The sequence below is a fragment of the Methylomonas koyamae genome, assembly GCF_001644025.1.
In the GTDB taxonomy this organism is placed as follows: domain Bacteria; phylum Pseudomonadota; class Gammaproteobacteria; order Methylococcales; family Methylomonadaceae; genus Methylomonas; species Methylomonas koyamae_A.
This window is the reverse complement of record NZ_LUUK01000012.1, coordinates 1-17,321: the sequence shown is the minus strand read 5'-3', so window position 1 is coordinate 17,321 and position 17,321 is coordinate 1. Positions and strand designations below refer to the sequence as shown.

14 protein-coding genes are annotated in these 17,321 nt (G+C 61.4%); 13 read left to right on the top strand and 1 reads right to left on the bottom strand.

Going from position 1 to position 17,321, the window contains the following annotated elements; all coding sequences use genetic code 11:
- Window positions 1-39: 39 nt before the first annotated feature.
- From A1355_RS01070 to A1355_RS01010, 13 genes are all read left to right on the top strand, one after another.
- Window positions 40-1,242 (top strand): glycosyltransferase family 4 protein, encoded by a 1,203-nt coding sequence (locus tag A1355_RS01070; RefSeq protein ID WP_157197689.1) that lies wholly within the window; start codon window positions 40-42, stop codon window positions 1,240-1,242.
- Between the two features lie 59 nt (window positions 1,243-1,301).
- Window positions 1,302-2,177, top strand: coding sequence for a nitroreductase family protein (locus A1355_RS01065; RefSeq protein WP_064024107.1), 876 nt, complete (start codon window positions 1,302-1,304; stop codon window positions 2,175-2,177).
- A gap of 2 nt (window positions 2,178-2,179) precedes the next feature.
- On the top strand, window positions 2,180-3,259 hold the full coding sequence (locus A1355_RS01060; protein ID WP_157197688.1) for a polysaccharide pyruvyl transferase family protein: 1,080 nt from the start codon (window positions 2,180-2,182) through the stop codon (window positions 3,257-3,259).
- 64 nt (window positions 3,260-3,323) lie between these two features.
- Window positions 3,324-4,538 (top strand): hypothetical protein, encoded by a 1,215-nt coding sequence (locus A1355_RS01055; protein WP_064024103.1) that lies wholly within the window; start codon window positions 3,324-3,326, stop codon window positions 4,536-4,538.
- Window positions 4,539-4,622: 84 nt separating this feature from the next.
- Window positions 4,623-5,714, top strand: a complete 1,092-nt coding sequence (locus tag A1355_RS01050) for a glycosyltransferase family 4 protein (protein WP_064024101.1) — start codon at window positions 4,623-4,625, stop codon at window positions 5,712-5,714.
- On the top strand, window positions 5,714-6,748 hold the full coding sequence (locus A1355_RS01045) for a glycosyltransferase family 4 protein (protein ID WP_064024099.1): 1,035 nt from the start codon (window positions 5,714-5,716) through the stop codon (window positions 6,746-6,748). Before A1355_RS01050 ends, A1355_RS01045 begins: the two co-directional genes overlap by 1 nt.
- A gap of 15 nt (window positions 6,749-6,763) precedes the next feature.
- Window positions 6,764-7,864: a glycosyltransferase gene (locus A1355_RS01040; RefSeq protein WP_064024097.1), complete on the top strand. Its 1,101-nt coding sequence runs from the start codon at window positions 6,764-6,766 to the stop codon at window positions 7,862-7,864.
- Between the two features lie 36 nt (window positions 7,865-7,900).
- Window positions 7,901-9,838: an asparagine synthase (glutamine-hydrolyzing) gene (gene asnB / locus A1355_RS01035; protein ID WP_064024095.1), complete on the top strand. Its 1,938-nt coding sequence runs from the start codon at window positions 7,901-7,903 to the stop codon at window positions 9,836-9,838.
- 15 nt (window positions 9,839-9,853) lie between these two features.
- Complete coding sequence (locus tag A1355_RS01030; RefSeq protein ID WP_064024093.1) at window positions 9,854-10,996, top strand: glycosyltransferase family 4 protein; 1,143 nt, start codon at window positions 9,854-9,856, stop codon at window positions 10,994-10,996.
- Between the two features lie 31 nt (window positions 10,997-11,027).
- Window positions 11,028-11,993 carry an NAD-dependent epimerase/dehydratase family protein gene (locus tag A1355_RS01025; protein ID WP_064024091.1) on the top strand — a complete coding sequence of 322 codons (966 nt, stop codon included), beginning with the start codon at window positions 11,028-11,030 and terminating at the stop codon, window positions 11,991-11,993.
- Between the two features lie 5 nt (window positions 11,994-11,998).
- Entirely contained in the window at window positions 11,999-13,024 is a 1,026-nt protein-coding gene (locus A1355_RS01020) for a glycosyl transferase (protein WP_331710097.1), read from the top strand.
- A complete protein-coding gene (locus tag A1355_RS01015; protein WP_064024087.1) occupies window positions 13,021-14,850 on the top strand; it encodes a polysaccharide biosynthesis protein in 1,830 nt (609 codons plus the stop codon). Before A1355_RS01020 ends, A1355_RS01015 begins: the two co-directional genes overlap by 4 nt.
- A gap of 348 nt (window positions 14,851-15,198) precedes the next feature.
- Complete coding sequence (locus tag A1355_RS01010; RefSeq protein WP_064024085.1) at window positions 15,199-16,236, top strand: coproporphyrinogen III oxidase; 1,038 nt, start codon at window positions 15,199-15,201, stop codon at window positions 16,234-16,236.
- A gap of 247 nt (window positions 16,237-16,483) precedes the next feature.
- Here the strand turns inward: A1355_RS01010 and A1355_RS01005 are convergent, their stop codons facing one another.
- Window positions 16,484-17,023 carry a DUF1697 domain-containing protein gene (locus A1355_RS01005; RefSeq protein WP_064024083.1) on the bottom strand — a complete coding sequence of 180 codons (540 nt, stop codon included), beginning with the start codon at window positions 17,021-17,023 and terminating at the stop codon, window positions 16,484-16,486.
- Between the last annotated feature and the right edge of the window lie 298 nt (window positions 17,024-17,321).

The following is a 17,321-nucleotide window of genomic DNA, read 5'->3' as shown; positions in this document are numbered from 1 at the left end:
GATCCCTTCATCCCGGCCACCTCTCGCCGGGCGGGGGTATTGCCCACTCCTCCGGCCATGTTGAATATCCGCCATTTCGCCAATACCATCGTCGGCAAGCCCGGCAATATCGGCGTGCGCACCGAGCGCATCATCCGCGCGCTGTCGGCCCAAGGCGATAGCGGCTATTGTTTGTCACGCCAAGCTCAACTCAAATCGCCAGGCTTTGTCTACCGGGACATGGGCTGGCTCGGCCATCTCCCCAGACTGTTGAACGCCACCCGAATTTACCTGGCGCCAGGCTTTAATCATCGCTATCCGGACGTCAAATTGTTCGAGTGGTTCGCGGCCCGCCACTGGCAAGAAGCCAGCGCCGGACCACGGCCGATCGCCCACGTCTGGGACGCCTGCCCGCGATTGCTGACGGCATTGAAGACGGCCGGTATTCCGGTCCTGTTGGACATGCCGGTCGCACCGACCGCGTATTCACTGCGCATCGCCGAGCAATACGACCTCGATTTTCTGATGACCCATCGCAGCATGCTGGATTTCGAGCAAGCCGCGTGCGAACTAGCCGACTTGATTGCCGCGCCATCGCCGTTCGTCGCCGAGGAATTGCGACGCATCGGCGTGACGCCGGACAAAATCCGCATTGCCGAATTCGGCGTGGACCCGCGTTCCGACCCAACTAAGCTACACCCGCCCAAAAGCCCCGGTGCTCCGCTGGACTTCTGCTTCGCCGGCAACATTAACCGCCGCAAGGGCGTCGATCTGCTGCTGGATACCTGGCGCGATCCGGCCTTTGCCGGCGACAGCCTGCATTTGTGCGGCCGGCTGTATCCCGAAATCGATGTCGCAGCCGCCACCAACCCGGTACTGACGCCGGGTTTCGTCAACACCTTCGAATACCTGCCGAATTGCGATGTGTTTGTCTTTCCCAGCTGGCTGGAAGGTTCGGCCAAGGCGGTGTTCGAGGCCATGGCCTGCGGACTGCCGGCCATCGTCAGCGATGCGTCCGGCTCGGTGGTGCGCGACGGCATCGACGGCTTCGTGATCCCGGCCGGCGACCGCGACGCGTTGCGCGAGCGGATGTTGTGGTTCAAGGCCCATCCCGAACAAATCCGCGCGATGGGCGACAACGCCCGCGCGCGAGCGCGCCAATTCAGTTGGGACGGTTACGCCGCCAAGGTTATCGAGCTGTATCGGGAACTCGCCGACCGCGCCCACGCTTGCGTCGCTCCGATTGACAAGGCCGCCCGCTAAGTGGAGAATCCGCCGGCTACGCGGGGAGCTAGCCCGCTCAATCCATTGACCTATCACCCGTGTTCAGCAAATTAAAGTCTCTTCGCGAATATTTCCGAGTCTTTCTGGCCGACAACCGCCTGCTGTTCGCCGGTATCCGCCAGCGGCGCGGCGCCAAGGCCAAGGAATATTTGCTACGCCGTAACATTCATCGGCTGGAAAAAGGCTTGCGCAACCCGGAATGCCGGATTCCGTTCGGACAAGCCTATGCCGGCCAAACCGAACGCGACTTCGAAACCTACCGTTCGCAATTGCCGCCAGCCATCGCCGATTGGGGCGACCACGTCCTCGCCGAATATCGGCAACGACACGCCAATCCGGAGCTGCCGGTCGAAGCGCCGGCCGACGTCGCGATCCCGCTCGATGCACCCGACTACGCCAGCTTGCGCGCCGCCTTCGCCCAACGCACAAGTTGCCGGCATTTCATCGCGCCTGCCCCCGCCGGTGACGCCATCGCCGAGATCCTGCACGACACCCGCCATATACCGACGTCGTGCAACCGCGAAGCGTACCGAATACTGATCGTCGAAACTCCGGAAAAACGCAACTGGCTGCTGGCAAACAGCATCGGCCTGACCAATTTCACCGGCGTCGAGCATTGCACGGTGCTGGCCTTCGTCGCCGACCTGGCGGCGGTGAACCATCCGCGCGACCGCCACGTGCCGGTCATGGATTGCAGCTTCGCCTCCTTGTTGTTCGCGCTGGCCGCGCAAAGCCGGGGCTTGGCCACTTGCTATTTGAACTGGCCGATCCGCCCAAACACCGACCGCCAATCCCGCGTCCTTCTGAATTTACCCGCCACCCAGAAGATCGTATTCTGTCTGTTGGTCGGCCACCAAAACCCCGCGCTTTCCAGCGGTAAGTCACCGAAAAGCGGACGCATTTGCAAGGTTTGATCGTGAAAAAACAGGTATTGCTGACCGGCTTCGGCTACGAAAATTTCGGTTCGCGGCTGATGTTCGAAACCGTCGCCCATCATTTACTGGATGGCGCGGCGCCGGTCATCGAAATGCCGCGAGGCTCGCAGTGGCACGCCTGGTACCGGGGTTATTTCTTGATGCCGAACGCGCTGATCCGGCGCGGCCTGGACCGGTTGTGCGCGCGACTGGCGCCCGGCCCGTTCGCCCGGCTCGGTTTTAAAACGCTGACCGACATCGGTACGGTACTGGACATCAGCGGCTATTTGCACGACCACGCGAATGCGCCGATGCTGATGAACAATAAGCTGCATTTGTTGAGGCTCGCCAAGTCCGCCGGCGCCAAGATCGCGTTTTTGCCCCATTCGCTGTCGATTCAGCAAACCGCGCACCGCTCTATTTTCCAAGGACTCTACGCCTTGGCCGACGTCGTATACGCCCGGGACGCACATTCCCACGCCGCCGCCGGCGCGCTCGGCCTGTCCCAGCCCATCGGCCTATGCTCGGACTTCGTGTTGTGCCATCCCCGGCTGGCCGCGTTCGAAACCGCGAACGACCCGGCAGCGCGCGACGTGCTGCTGGTGATTCCCAACTTTAAATCGCAAACCGCCGACATCGTCGCGGCCGCCCAACGCATGCTGAGCGCTCACGGAGACGCAATCCGGAAAGTGGTCATCGCGTCGTTTTATACCGGCGAGAAGGCCGCCTACCTTGAAGAAATCCGCGCCGCGCTCGCCGGTAGCGTCGAGGTTAGCATCGCGGCCGATCCCGAAGCGGTATGGGACTGGCTGCCGCGAGCGCTGATTTGCGTATCGGCACGCTACCACGGCTGCTGCCTGGCCTTATACGCGCAAGTCCCCTTGCTGACGGTCGGCTGGTCGGAAAAATACGAATCGCTACTAAAAGCTTGGCAATATCCGCTGAATTTGGTCGACGCCGACACCGTCGAAGCCGGGCGCGCGTATTATCGAGGCGCTTACCGGCAAAACCGCGCCGAGAAACTGGACGAGGTCCGCGCAATGTTTGCCGAGTTGCGGGCGCGTCTGGCGAATGCGGACTAGACCGGCTCTGGCGGGTTCCGCCTACACCGGCGAAACCCGCCACGACAGTATTTGGTAGGACCGGATGCCGGCTCCGTCCCGCCCCCAGCGCGCCCGAACCCGCGCGGTACTTAAACCGATCTGGCTGCGCCTGCTCAGCGTTGCCTCGCAAGGCCTGTTTTTATTGGTCATGCAATGGCGCTGGCCGTTCGCGGAAATCGGCGAATATATGAGTTTGCTGGCCTTGTTCAATCTGTCAACCTTGCTGACGGCGTCGGGACTGGATAAGCAATTGATCCGCCGCCGCGCGGCATTGTCGCTCGATAAAGCCGCCAGCGACGCGTTGATCGATCGCGCCGCGACTTATGCCGGTCTGATCAGCCTAGCGTGGGCGGCGGGCCTGTTCGCCACTTTGTATCCGGAACCCTTATCCGCCGGGTTTTGGTCTATGTTGCTGTTCTGTGTGGCCGGTTGCGGATTTCGAATTCACGCCGCCAAAATCGCCGATCCAGAGCGTTACGCCGAGTTGCTGGACGCGCAATTGGCGCAGGGAACGGCGTTACGCCTGGGCTTGACCGCCGCGCTGGTTTGGTACGGCGACGCGCTGCAAATCGTCACACTGGAATTATTGGGCGGCTGTTTGAGCAACTTGCGAATCTGCCGTTACTATCGGCTGAGCGTCAATCTGTCGTTGCGCCGACTCGACCGCGACTTCCTTTATCAAGCGATGACGCTGTTTTTCTCCAAATTGCTGCAACAGTTAGGCGTGCGCTACTTGCTGCTGATTCCGGCCGCGCAAGCCGATTTCGGCAGCGCCGGCCTGTTCGGTTATTTGCAAAAGGTCTGCGGCCTGGTGACCAACATCGCCGACTTTGTGCTACAACGCCTGCATGTCCGTCACGGCCTATTCCGGCAAGATCGCGATTTGGGCGATCAATACCGACGCGGAGCCCGCTGGGTGCTGGCGACTTCGGTGCTGCTCAGCACCGGGTTGGCGGCATTGGCGCTGGCGCTGGAACAGGGCTGGAACGATACCTTGCTGGCGGCCTTGGCCATTTTGGCCGGCTCGCCGTTCTTGGTGTGGCGGACGACGCTGAGCAACGCCATCACCCAACGCCAAGTCTATTGGGTGTCGCCGCTGAGTTATTTGCCGGCCACGGCCTTGCTGGCCTTGCTGGCCGCGCTGGAGTTGACCCAGCCGCTGGCGCTGGCGCTGGCCTTGCTGGTCAATACCGTATTGAACGTGGCGACCGCGAAATTGCTGCTGGCCTGGTCCGGCGCGGAAGGGCGTCCGGCTTAAGCCCGGCCGTTCCCACGCCAAGTTTTTTGCTTGTTCGGCCGAAAAAACCGCTTCATGATCGTTAGTTGAAAATATTGGAACCGCATGCGCGTTATTTACATCACCCGTGCCAGCTTGTCCGCGTCCGGTGCCCAGGCCCGTCAAATCTTGTCGATGGCCCAGGCCTACCACGACCGGCTGGCCGGGCAATTTCTGCTGATTTCGCCCGGCGGGTTGAGCGGCAATCCGCCGTTCGCGCACCGTCCGCTGCCCTGGTCGGCCAAGCAATGGCAACGCTATATCCGAGCCTGTCTGGCGGCGTTGAGCGGTGCTCGTGCCGAGCGTTCCGCGCTATTTGTCACCCGGGACATCGTCGTCGCGTTCTGCGTGATTTTCGCCGGCGGCCAAGTAGTTTACGAAGCGCACGATCAACCGCACGGCTGGCTGCCCAAAACCCTGTTTCGGCTATTGAACCGAGCGGGCCGCTTTAAAATGACCACAAATTGCCTGGCATTGGCCGAACACTACCGCAAGGTCTACGGCTTTAGCGACGCCAACCTGCTGCCGGCCCACAATGCCGCCTTCCCGGAAGCCTACGCGCCGTTGCGTGCATTGCCGAAAGCCGCGCTCAGACAACGCCTGAATTTGCCGACCGATACACTCTTGGTGGTACATACCGGCAGCCTCTACAAAGGCGGCGCCGAACTGTTCGAATATCTGGCGCGCGGCCGCGAACAGATCACTGTCGTGCATGTCGGCGGCAAGGACGGCGAGTGCGCGGTTTGGCGCGACTACTATCGCGACCGTGGCCTAAGCAACGTCCAGTTCGTGCCGCACCGCCCGGCGGACACGATACGCGAGTACCAGGTCGCCGCCGATCTGCTGTTTTATATGACAACCCGGCATTCGCCGATTTACTGGTGTACCTCACCGCTGAAATTGTTCGAATACATGGCCAGCGGCACCCCGATACTCGGCGCCCGCATCGGCTCGATAGGCGAAGTCTTCGACGACAGCGTCGGGTTTTGTTTCGATCCCGAGCAAGCGACCAGTATCAACGCCGGCTTCGAAGCATTCCTGAGCGACCCAGCCGCCGCCGCGCGCCGTGCCACCAACGCGCTGAGCGCCGCCGAACAACGTTATTCCTGGCATCGGCGCGCCGAAGCGATCTTACAGTTTGCCGGCGGGAATTTTTGATGGCCCGTATCGCGATCTTTTCCAAGTACTTCGGTTACAACATCGGCGGCGCCGAACACAGCACCTTGGAGCTGTTGAAACGCCGCGAAGCCGCCGGCGACAATATCACCGCCGTCATCGTCGCCAATCTGCGCAGCCACGGCGCCGAGTCGCTGCGCATGCCGCTGCCGGACACCTGGCACATTCGCTCGATTTCGCTGCCGGCCGATACGGTGCGCTTCCGTTTTTTCGCCTACTGGCGCAACCGCGCCGCGCTAAGCGAACTCGGTAGCTCTTTGAAGGATTTCGACGCACTTTACGCTTACGGCCTTTACGCACCGGCGGTAATCAACGCTTTTACCGGCCAAACCGTGTATCTGGTGCGCGACGAATACGGACTGGGCTGGAACCGGAACTACCGGCAAGGCTTGAAAAGATGGTTGTTCGCGCTGTACCGGCTCGCCGAATGGCCGCTGGAGCGCTTGTGGTTGCGCGATTTGCGCCGTGCCATCGCCAAGTCGCGGCTGATCGCCAATTCGCGCTTTATCGCCCAGGAATTGCAGGGCTTGGCGCCGGACGCCCCCATCGACATTGAATATCCCGAGCTGGATACCGCGACGCTACAAGCCGATTTCGCGCGCCATGCGGCCGACGTGTCGCACAAAGGCATCGTCCTGATCGGCGACAATATTCTCAAGGGCGGCGATATCGCCCGTAAAATCGCCGCGCGTTTGCCCGGCGAGCGGTTTTATTTGTTCGACCGGCGCAACCTGACCGAGCAACGCGACGGCAATCTGATATCGATGCCGTGGCAATCGCCGGGCCGGGTTTACGCCCACGCCAAACTGGTCATCGTCCCGTCGCGCTGGCACGAAGCATTCGGCCGCGTGGTGCTGGAAGCGCAAGTCCTAGGTATTCCCGTCGTGGCTTCGGCGTGCGGCGGCCTGCCGGAGGCCATCGGCGACCCGACGGCGTTGGTAGCCGATCCGGACGACATCGATAGCTGGCTGACAAAAATCGCCGAACGTCTAGCGCCGGCCGTCAATCACCGTTAACCCAAGCAGACCACCGTGAAACTGATCTACGACGCCCGCCCGATCGCGCTGCAATACACCGGCCTGGGCCGCTACACCGCCTCGTTACTGTTCGCCCTGTTGAACAGTCCGCGCCGCGCCGACCTGACCATCGACGTGCTGATCGACCGAGGCTGCGCTCCCAACGGCATGCACTACCAGGCCCTGCAACCCTATCTGGAACGCGGCGCTTGCCGCTTACACACCGTCGATGCGCCGCCGATTTCGTTCCGTCAACACCTCGCGGTGGCGCGCTGGGTCAACCGGCAAGGCGCCGACCGCTATTTCTATCCGCATTTCGACATGCCGCTGGGAATCAAGATACCGAGCGCCTTCGTCGTCCACGACTTGATTCCTCTACTAGTGGACGGCTATGTGCAATCGCTAGGCTTCGCCAAGAAACTGTATTTCCGACAAATGCTGCGCCACCACGTCGCCGGGGCGCAAGCCTGTTACGCGGTGTCGGCCACGACTCGCCGGGATATTCTTGAACAGGTCGGCGAACGCTGGGCGGATAAAGTCCGGGTGGCTTACGAAGGACCGGTGCTGACCGACGCCGTCGGCAACATCGGGCCACCACTGCTGAACCCGCCGTATCTGCTTTACGTCGGCGACCGCCGTCCACACAAACATCTGCGCCGCATCGTCGATATTTTCAAGTTGCTGCGCGACCGTCACGGTTACCAGGGCCGATTGGCCTTGGCCGGTTCGCCGCGAAACTTCGATTTCGATTTGGACGCCTATATCGCCGACCGCACCGACATCAGCGTACTGGGCAACGTCTCGGACGCCGAACTCCTGGCGCTGTATGCCCATACCGACGCCTTATTGTTTTTATCGGCCTACGAAGGTTTCGGCCTGCCGGTGGTGGAAGCCGCCCGCTTCCACCGCAAAATCGTCGTGTCGGACGGCGGCTCGTTGCCGGAAATCGCCCCGCCCGGCGCCTGCCGGATTCCCTGTTCGCTAGCCGAGGTGGCGGCGGCCGAGCGCATCGCCGCCTATCTGGCCGACACTATTCAGCTGGATCTGAGCGACTACAATCGCAGCTATACTTGGCGGCGGGCGGTTGAAGCGATTTTCCCGGAAGCGCTGGCATGAACACCTTTACATACAATATTCGAGGACACTGAAACCATGTGTGGTTTTGCCGGCATCTTTCAGCCCAACGGCGGCGATTCCACGCGTCTTGACGGCAGCCTCGCTATCATGAACGCCACGCTGAACCATCGCGGCCCGGATGACAGCGGATTGTGGCTGGATGCAGAGGCCGGCTTGGGTTTGGCGCATCGGCGCTTGGCGATCCAGGATTTGAGTCCGGCCGGCCACCAGCCGATGCCGTCGGCTTGCACCCGCTACGTCATCGCCTTCAACGGCGAAATCTACAACCACTTGGCGCTACGCCAACAGTTGGAACGCGAAAACCGCGCGCCGGTCTGGCGCGGTCACTCCGATACCGAAACCTTGTTGGCGGCCGTGGCCGCCTGGGGCCTGGAACAAACCCTGGCCGCCTGTGTCGGCATGTTCGCGTTCGCGTTGTGGGACCGGCGCGAACGCGTGTTGACGCTGGCCCGCGACAGGCTTGGCGAAAAGCCGTTGTATTACGGCCGGCAAAACGGCACGCTGCTGTTCGGCTCGGAGTTGAAAGCGCTCAGAGCGCATCCGGATTTTCGCGGCGAGATCGACCGCGAAGCGCTGACCCTGTTTCTACGTCTGAGCTACGTGCCGGCCCCGCTTTCGATTTACCGGGGTATCGGCAAATTGCCGGCTGGCTGTTACGTCCGTTTCGCCGGGCGCGACGACCCGCAACCGGTCGCGTATTGGTCGGCGGCAAACGCGGCGGCGGCCGGGATCGACTCTCCGTATCCCGGCACCGAAGCCGAGGCGGCCGCCGAATTGGAGCACTTGCTGAACCAATCGATCGCCGGTCAGATGCTGGCCGACGTGCCGCTCGGCGCGTTTTTGTCGGGCGGCATCGATTCGTCGTTGATCGTCGCGCTGATGCAAGCGCAATCGGCCAGGCCGGTAAAAACCTTCACGATCGGCTTCAACGAAGCCGGCTACAACGAAGCCGAATACGCCCACGCGGTGGCCCGCCATTTGGGCAGCGAGCATACCGAACTCTACGTCTCGGCGGCTCAGGCCCGCGCGGTAATCCCGAATCTGCCGACGATTTACGACGAACCCTTCGCCGACGCCTCGCAAATTCCAACCTGGCTAGTCAGCCAATTGGCGCGCGAGCAAGTGACGGTCAGCCTGTCCGGCGACGGTGGCGACGAATTGTTCGGCGGCTATAACCGCTATTTCCTCGGTGCCGGTTTATGGCGCAAATTGGCGCCGTTGCCGCCCGTCGCACGCACCCTCGCGGCGAATCTGTTAACCGGCTTCGGCGCCGAACAGTGGAACCGGCTGGCCCGATTAGCCGCACCGTTATTGCCGAACGCCTGGCGCTACGCCAACCCCGGCGACAAATTGCACAAACTGGCCGGCGTGCTGCATGCCCGCTCGCCGGACGCGCTGTATCGGCATTTGATTTCGCACTGGCGGGAACCGGCCGAGTTGGTCGTCGACGGCCGCGAGCCGGCAACGCCATCGCCCGACGCTCGTTTCGGTTTCGTCGAACGCATGATGCTGGCCGACACCGTCGGCTATCTGGCGGACGACATTCTGGTCAAGGTGGATAGAGCGGCGATGAACGTCAGCCTGGAAACCCGCGTGCCGTTTCTAGATCACCGATTGGTCGAATTTGCCTGGCGCTTGCCGTTGGCGATGAAAATCCGCGGCGGCCAAGGCAAGCATATCGTCAAACAAGTGCTTTACCGCCACGTGCCGCTGGCGTTGCTGGAGCGGCCGAAGACCGGCTTTTCGATTCCGTTGGACCAATGGTTGCGCGAACCGTTGCGCGACTGGGCCGACGACCTATTGAACGAACGCCGCTTGCGCGAGCAGGGTTTTCTAAAACCGCGACCGATAGTCGAGGCCTGGCAAGCCCACCGAGGTGGCCGGTTAAATTGTCAATACCCGCTGTGGAACGTATTAATGTTTCAGGCATGGCTGGAAAAGCAGACGGGCTAGGCGGATAATTCGGTCATGGCAAACCCGAAACTGCTCTATTTCGTCACCGAGGACTGGTATTTCTGCTCGCACCGGATGGCGTTGGCCAAGGCGGCTCGAGCCGCCGGCTTCGACATCAGCGTCATGACCCGCGTCACTCGCCATGGCGACGCGATCCGCGCGGCCGGCTTCGAACTGATCGACCTGCCGGTCGATCGCGGCGGCACCAATCCGTGGATCGAATTAAACACCTTGATGCAAGTGTGGCGGGCCTATCGCCACCTAAAACCCGATCTGGTCCACCAAGTCGCGCTGAAGCCGGTACTTTACGGCGGCATCGTCTCATTGCTGATGCCGGAACTGAAAACGGTCAACCTGTTGGCCGGCCTCGGTACAATTTTTTCGTCGTCACACCAACGCGCCAAATGGCTGCGGAAAGTGGTCCAGCCGCTGTTCAGCCTGTTGTTCCGGCGCCCCAACAGCCAAACCATCGTCCAGAACCGCGCGGATTACGCGTTGTTGCGCGACCAGTTGCGGGTTCCCGAGTCGGCCCTGCACCTGATCAAGGGTTCGGGCGTCGATACCGACGAATTCCGCGCCGTCCCGGAACCGCCCGGCCGGGTAACGATAGCCCTGGTTTCCCGCTTGCTGTGGGACAAGGGCATCGGCGAGTATGTCGCCGCCGTCGGCCTTTTGAAACGCAAGGGCCTGGAGTTTGACGCGTTGCTGGTCGGCAGCCCCGATCACGAAAACCTCGCGCCGATCAGCCAAGCCCAATTGACGGCATGGAACCGACAAGGCGACGTCCGCTGCGTTGGCCACGTCGACGACGTCGCCCACTTCTGGCGCGACGCGCACATCGCGGTGTTGCCGTCGTTTTACGGCGAAGGTATTCCCAAGAGCCTGATCGAGGCCGCCGCCAGCGGCCGCGCCATCGTCACGACCGACACGCCGGGCTGCGACGAAATCGTCGCCGACGGCGAGAACGGCTATTTGGTGCCGGTCAAGGACGTACCGGCCCTGGCCGCCGCGCTGGAAAAACTGCTGACCAACCCCGAGTTGCGGCAAAGTATGGGCCAAGCCGGCCGCCGCAAGGTCGAACAGGAATTCTCCGACGCCATCGTGCTGGCGCAAACACTCGCGGTGTATCGGCTCTTGCTCGACGCCGCCCCCGACTAAACCCAACTCCAGCCGCATCCCTGTCCACTTGATGAACGACGCGATCCGCTCGATTTTAATCACCGGCGCCAACGGCTTTATCGGCTCGGCCCTACGCGACGCCTTATGCGTGCGCGGTCATGCGCCGAAAACCGCCGGCCGCGCCACGACGGCCGGCATCGATTTCGCCTGGGACATGGCCGGCGAAGCGGCTTGTCCGCCCGAGTTGCTGGACGGTATCGATACCGTGTTCCATCTGGCCGGCAAGGCCCATGCGCTGGCCGAAAATCGCCAGGACGAGGCCGAGTATTTCGCGGTCAATACCGCAGGCACCCGCAAATTGCTGGAAGCCGCCAAAGCGGCGGGCGTGCGGCGTTTCATTTATTTTAGCAGCGTCAAGGCCGTCGGCGATGCCGAGCAAGCGCCGTGGGACGAAACCGCGTCCGCGCCGGCCGACACGCCTTACGGCCGCTCCAAATACGCCGCCGAGCAGTTGGTATTGCACGGCGGCTACGTGCCGCATCCGGTCGTAATCCGGCCGTGCATGGTGTACGGCAACACCAACAAGGGCAATTTGCCGCAGATGATACGCGCCATCCACCAAGGCCGGTTTCCGCCACTGCCGGAAACCGGCAACCGGCGCTCGATGGTGCACGTCGCCGATCTGGTCGAAGCGGCGATCCTGGTGGCGGAACACCCGGCCGCCGCCGGCCAAATCTATATCGTCACCGACGATACGCCCTATTCCACCCGGCAAATTTACGACTGGATTCGCACCGCGCTGGGCAAACCGCCGGCGCGCTGGCGCGTGCCATTCCAAGCTCTGCGCGCCGCCGCTCGGTTCGGCGACGGCCTGAACCGGCTGTGCCGGCAGCGCATGCCGTTGGATAGCGACACCTTGCGGAAATTAACCGATTCGGCCTGGTATTCGTCTGCTAAAATCCGCCGGGAACTGGGCTTTACTACCACCCGCAATCTTCGGGACGCCCTGCCCGACCTGATTCGCTATTTGACCTGATCCGCGTGCTGCTTTTCTTCCTCGTCGTTTGCCTGTCGGCCGGCCTGACCGGACTGATCCGTCTTTACGCCTTGCGCAACCGCGTGCTGGACATCCCCAATCAACGCAGCTCCCACACCACGCCAACCCCGCGCGGCGGCGGTTTGGCGATGGTTATTAGTTTCGCGGCCGCCTCGGCTTGGCTATACCTCGGCGGTCGTTTACCTGCCGACGCCGCGCTAGCCTTGGCCGCCGCGCTACCGGTCGCCGCGATCGGCTTTCTCGACGACCATGCCGAAGTCAGCGCCCGTTTAAGACTGGCCGTTCATCTGCTGTCGGCCGGCACGGCCGTCTGGCTGCTGAACGGTTTACCGGCCGTGCTAATCCCGGCGCCGCTGGACGGATTATTGGGCGGGCTGATTTGGCAAGCGGGCAGCCTGGGCTATGCCTTGGCGTTGTTGGGCTTGGTCTGGTCGTTGAATCTGTTCAATTTCATGGACGGCACCGACGGCATCGCCGCCTCGGAAGCCCTGTTCGTGTCGGCGGCGCTGGCCGGCTTGCTACATTACATCCACCCCGGCCTAGCAGCAACGGCGCTGGCCTTAGCCGCCGCCAGCGCGGGCTTTCTGATCTGGAACCGGCCGAAGGCGAAAATCTTCATGGGCGACGTCGGCAGCGGCTTCATCGGTTTGGCGCTGGGTTTGCTGATCGTGCTGGCCACGCGCGAAGCCCCGGCTCTGCTGTATTGCGGCGTCATTCTTTACGGCTTGTTCATCGTCGATGCCAGCTACACGTTGGCGTGCCGCGCGCTCGGCGGCCAACGCTGGTACGCGGCGCATTGCTCGCACACCTATCAACACGCCGCCAAGCGCCACGGCCACGCCAACGTCTTGCTGGCCTGCTGGGCGATCAATCTGCTTTGGCTGTTGCCGATTGCATTTTGGGTGTTCTCCCGCCCCGCTTACGCGCTGGCGGCGATCGCGCTGGCCTACACGCCGCTGATCCTGCTCGCCCGGCATTATCAAGCCGGCCAACCCGAGTTTCAGCCGTGACCTGGCGTTTCCGCTCGCGCACGACGATCTTTCTGCACGATCTGGCGATGGTGCCGCTGGCCTGGTTCGGCGCTTATTGGCTGCGCTTTAATCTGCACGCGATTCCGGACGAATACCTGTATTCGGCGTTTCTGTTTCTGCCCGGCGTCATCGGCGTCCAGGTCGGGCAATTCTGGCTGTTCGGCTTGTACCGGGGCGTCTGGCGTTATTCGTCGCTGCCCGATCTGATCCGGATCGGCAAGGCGGTGTTAAGCGGGGTGTTTTGGATCGCCTGCGGCCTGTTTCTTTACAACCGTCTGCAAGGCGTGCCGCGCTCGGTGGTACCGCTATACGTGATCATTCTATTCTCGCTGCTCAGCGTGCCGCGTTTGGTGTACCGGTTTTGGAAGGAGCGGGCCTTCGTCGAGCGGGTCGGCCGGCGGGCGTTGATCGTCGGCGCCGGATCGGCCGGCGAAATGCTGGCGCGCGACCTGCTTGCGAATCACGACAGCGGCTACGTTCCAGTCATTTTCGTCGACGACCATCCCGGCAAATTTCGCCGAGAGATTCGCGGCATCCGGGTGGCCGGCAACGCCGAGCAAATTCCGGAATTGGTCAAGCAATGGGACATCGAAACCGTGTTGATCGCGGTGCCGTCGGCCAACGCCGCGCAGATGCGCCGTATCGTCGAAATCTGCGAAGGCTGCGGCGCCGATTTCCAAACCCTGCCGTCGGTCAAGGAGTTGTTGAGCGGCGCGGTCACCAAGGCCAATCTGCGCAGCGTCTCGATCGAAGACATTCTGGGTCGGGCGCCGGTCAAATTGGACTGGCCCGGCATTCAGGCCCATCTGCGGGATAAGACGGTGTTGGTCACCGGCGGCGGCGGTTCTATCGGTTCGGAACTGTGCAAGCAACTCGCCAAGGTAAAACCCCGGCGACTGATCGTCTTGGACCAATGCGAATTCAATTTGTACAAGATCGACGCCGACCTGGCCCGGCTGTTTCCACAATTGCCGCGCGTCGCGGTGCTCGGCGACGTGGCCGACGTCTTAACCGTGCAACGCCTGATCGAAACCGAGCGTCCGGAAATCGTGTTCCACGCCGCCGCCTACAAGCACGTGCCCTTGTTGGAATATCAGGTCCGCGAAGCCGTGCACAACAACCTGATCGGCACCAAAATCCTCGCCGAAGCCGCCATCGCCGGCGGCGTGGCGCGCTTTGTGTTGATTTCGACCGACAAGGCGGTCAATCCCAGCAACGTGATGGGCGCGACCAAGCGCGCCGCCGAAATCCTGTGCCAGAACCTGGACCGGCCGGGCTCGACCCGCTTCACGACGGTGCGCTTCGGCAACGTGCTGGATTCGGCCGGCAGCGTCGTGCCGCTGTTTCGCGAGCAAATCAAGGCCGGCGGCCCGGTCACGGTCACCCACCCGGACATCACCCGCTACTTCATGACGATACCGGAAGCCTGCCAGTTGATCATGCAGGCCGAAACCGCCGGCGCCGGCGGCGAGATTTTCGTGCTGGACATGGGCGAGCCGGTCAAGATCCGTTATCTGGCCGAACAAATGATCCGGCTCAGCGGCAAAATCCCGGATCGCGACATCGCGATCGAATACGTCGGCTTGCGTCCCGGCGAGAAATTGTACGAAGAGCTGTTCCATGAACAAGAGGCCTTGCAAGCCACCGGCCTGCCGAAACTGCGGCTAGCCAAGGCCAGGGTCTATGACAGCGGGGAATGGCTGGCCAGCATCGAACGCATGCAGGCCGGCTGCCTGTGCCGCGAAGCCGGCGAGCTGCTATCTTGTTTGAAACAATTGGTCCCGGAATTCCAACAACAAACCTAATTCTACCTTGTCAGATTCTCGGTAGTGCTCGTCATTTCGGCAGGGATTGCCGAAATCCAGACCCCACCGACGGATCGAAGCTTGCCATCCATGGCACTGGATGCCCGCTTCCCACCGGGCATGACGGCGTTGCGTAAATCTGATCATGAAAATGAAAGCCAGTGGCGGAGCGGCTGTCGCCGCGATGGACAGCGTTCCAATACCGGATTGGGGGCGGTGTCCGGCGACATTCAGAGTAAACCGGATTCGAGACCATCGATCCTCTCATGTTCACCCGATTAGCTTATCGCGGCGGCGACCGTTGCCTAACCGACCTCAACCAACTCGTTAAATCTCGGAAATCAGAATATGCAAGCAATTCACGCAAAATCCCCGCGCGCCGAGCGCGCTTACGCGATGCTCCGCGAGCTTAGGCGGCGTTTCGTGAGCCAACTGAACCCAATCGCGGTCCAATTCGGCGACGGCCAGCCATTCGAGCCGATCGAATGGCTGCGCGACCAAGGCCGGCACGGCGGCGGCGCCCGCTACATGGCCACCGACCGGATCGCATTCAACCGCGCATCGATCAACACCTCGCAAGTCCAGTACGACGACGATCCCGCCAAGAAGCTGGCTTCCGCGTCAGCGCTTTCCACGATCATCCATCCGAACAACCCGCTGGCGCCGTCGGTACACATCCACATCAGTTGGACCGAAATGAAGGACGGCAACGGATACTGGCGGATGATGGCCGACCTGAATCCGTCGAACCCGATCGAATCGGACACGACCCGGTTTACCGACTGCCTGAAACAAGCCGCGCCGGCGCTCTACGACGAAGCCGCGCGACAAGGCGACCGCTACTTCTATATCCCGGCGTTGGAACGCCATCGCGGCGTCAGCCACTTTTATTTGGAAAACCATAATAGCGGCGATTTCGACGCCGATTTGGCGCTGGCCCAGGCCGTCGGCACGGCCGCGATCGATACCTATTGCGCGATATTGGCGGCGGCGCTGGCGACCCGTACCCAACCCAGCCAGGAACACCGCCAACGCCAGCTCGAATACCACACTTTGTATCTTTTCCAAGTATTGACCTTGGATCGCGGCACCACTTCCGGCTTGCTGGTACACGATCAGAACGACATCGGCATTCTGGCTTCGTTGCCCGCCCAAATTCATCGCGGCTTGCTGGCCTCGTGGCTCGCCGGAATGCCGCCGCCGCAAGACGAATTGCTGCGCGGCCTGCTGGCCTGTCTGCCGGAAACCGACCCCTGCCCGATCGAAGACGCGACCAAGCAAGCGTTCGCGGCTTGCCTCAGGCAACACTATACCGCACACCCGGAAGCCATAGACTTGCAAGCTAGCGGCAACTCCATTCCGCCGACGGTCAGCAATCATCGTTGACGAAAATGGCTCAAACTTGCCAAAGAAGTCAAGCCTGTCGGGAATGAGCCGAATCACAACGAAATTGAAGGGTTTTAGAACGCCGGCTTTCGCGGGGGCTTGGTAATTCCTGTCACGACAACGCCCTTACCGTTCCCCTAGCCTTCGGCTCTACGAAAACCCGGCCGCCGGGCTTTAACCAATATGGTAACGAACCATGAACTGCGCGGCTTTTTGCGCGGCTCCGGCGCATTGCGCGCTTGGGGGGCTATCCCAAACTCGCCATTTCCATGACTTTGCAAACCGTTTTCCAGTTGCGATCCGTCATTGAAATACCCAAAAGTTTCTCTGAGTTAGCAGCGAGCCTTGACCGACCAACCCCATCCGGCGCGTGAAGGTAAAACACGTGCTCGGTTAACAGAAAACGTTCGCTACTCGTTCTTAGGGCGGCAAGCTTCTCCAGGTTTGGATTTTTTGGCGATGCGGAGAGAAAACCGAGGTGTAAGCTACTCGGGGCGATCACCGCCTCGGGAAATGGATTCTCCGCGATGGCTTTGGAGAGTGCTTCGAGAGTAAGAATGTGAATATGCGGCTCGAAACCACGGCGCATATTGATCTCGGCGGAAAGTTGCTTGGAAAGATGAGCTAGGTTTTTTTCAGTACTCTCAAATACCGCGTTGCCGCTTTGAATATATGTCCGGACCTTCCGTGCCCCGATGTGTTCCAAGGCGACAACAAGTTCCTTCATCGGTAGCGAACGGTTGCCACCGACATTAATGCCACGAAAAAAGGCGACGTAAGTATTCATATTGGCAGTACCAGAGTAAATCTCTAAGCGACCGAACATTCGACATAAGAGGCGCGCGCCACAGTACAAGCTCCGATTAGCGCAGCGTAATCGGAGGAACGCAATCACATACGTCCGATTACGCTACCGCTAATCGGACCTACGGTCCTACGAGACTCGCCCGGCTGCGCGTATTGATTGAGCAACGTTGCGACCACGACAGGTTTTCTCCCCTGATGCCGCGCCGAGCACCGAAGGGTTTGAGCGGGATTTGACCGGCAACTCGATAAGGTGCGCCGATAGGATGTGCCGACGCAAG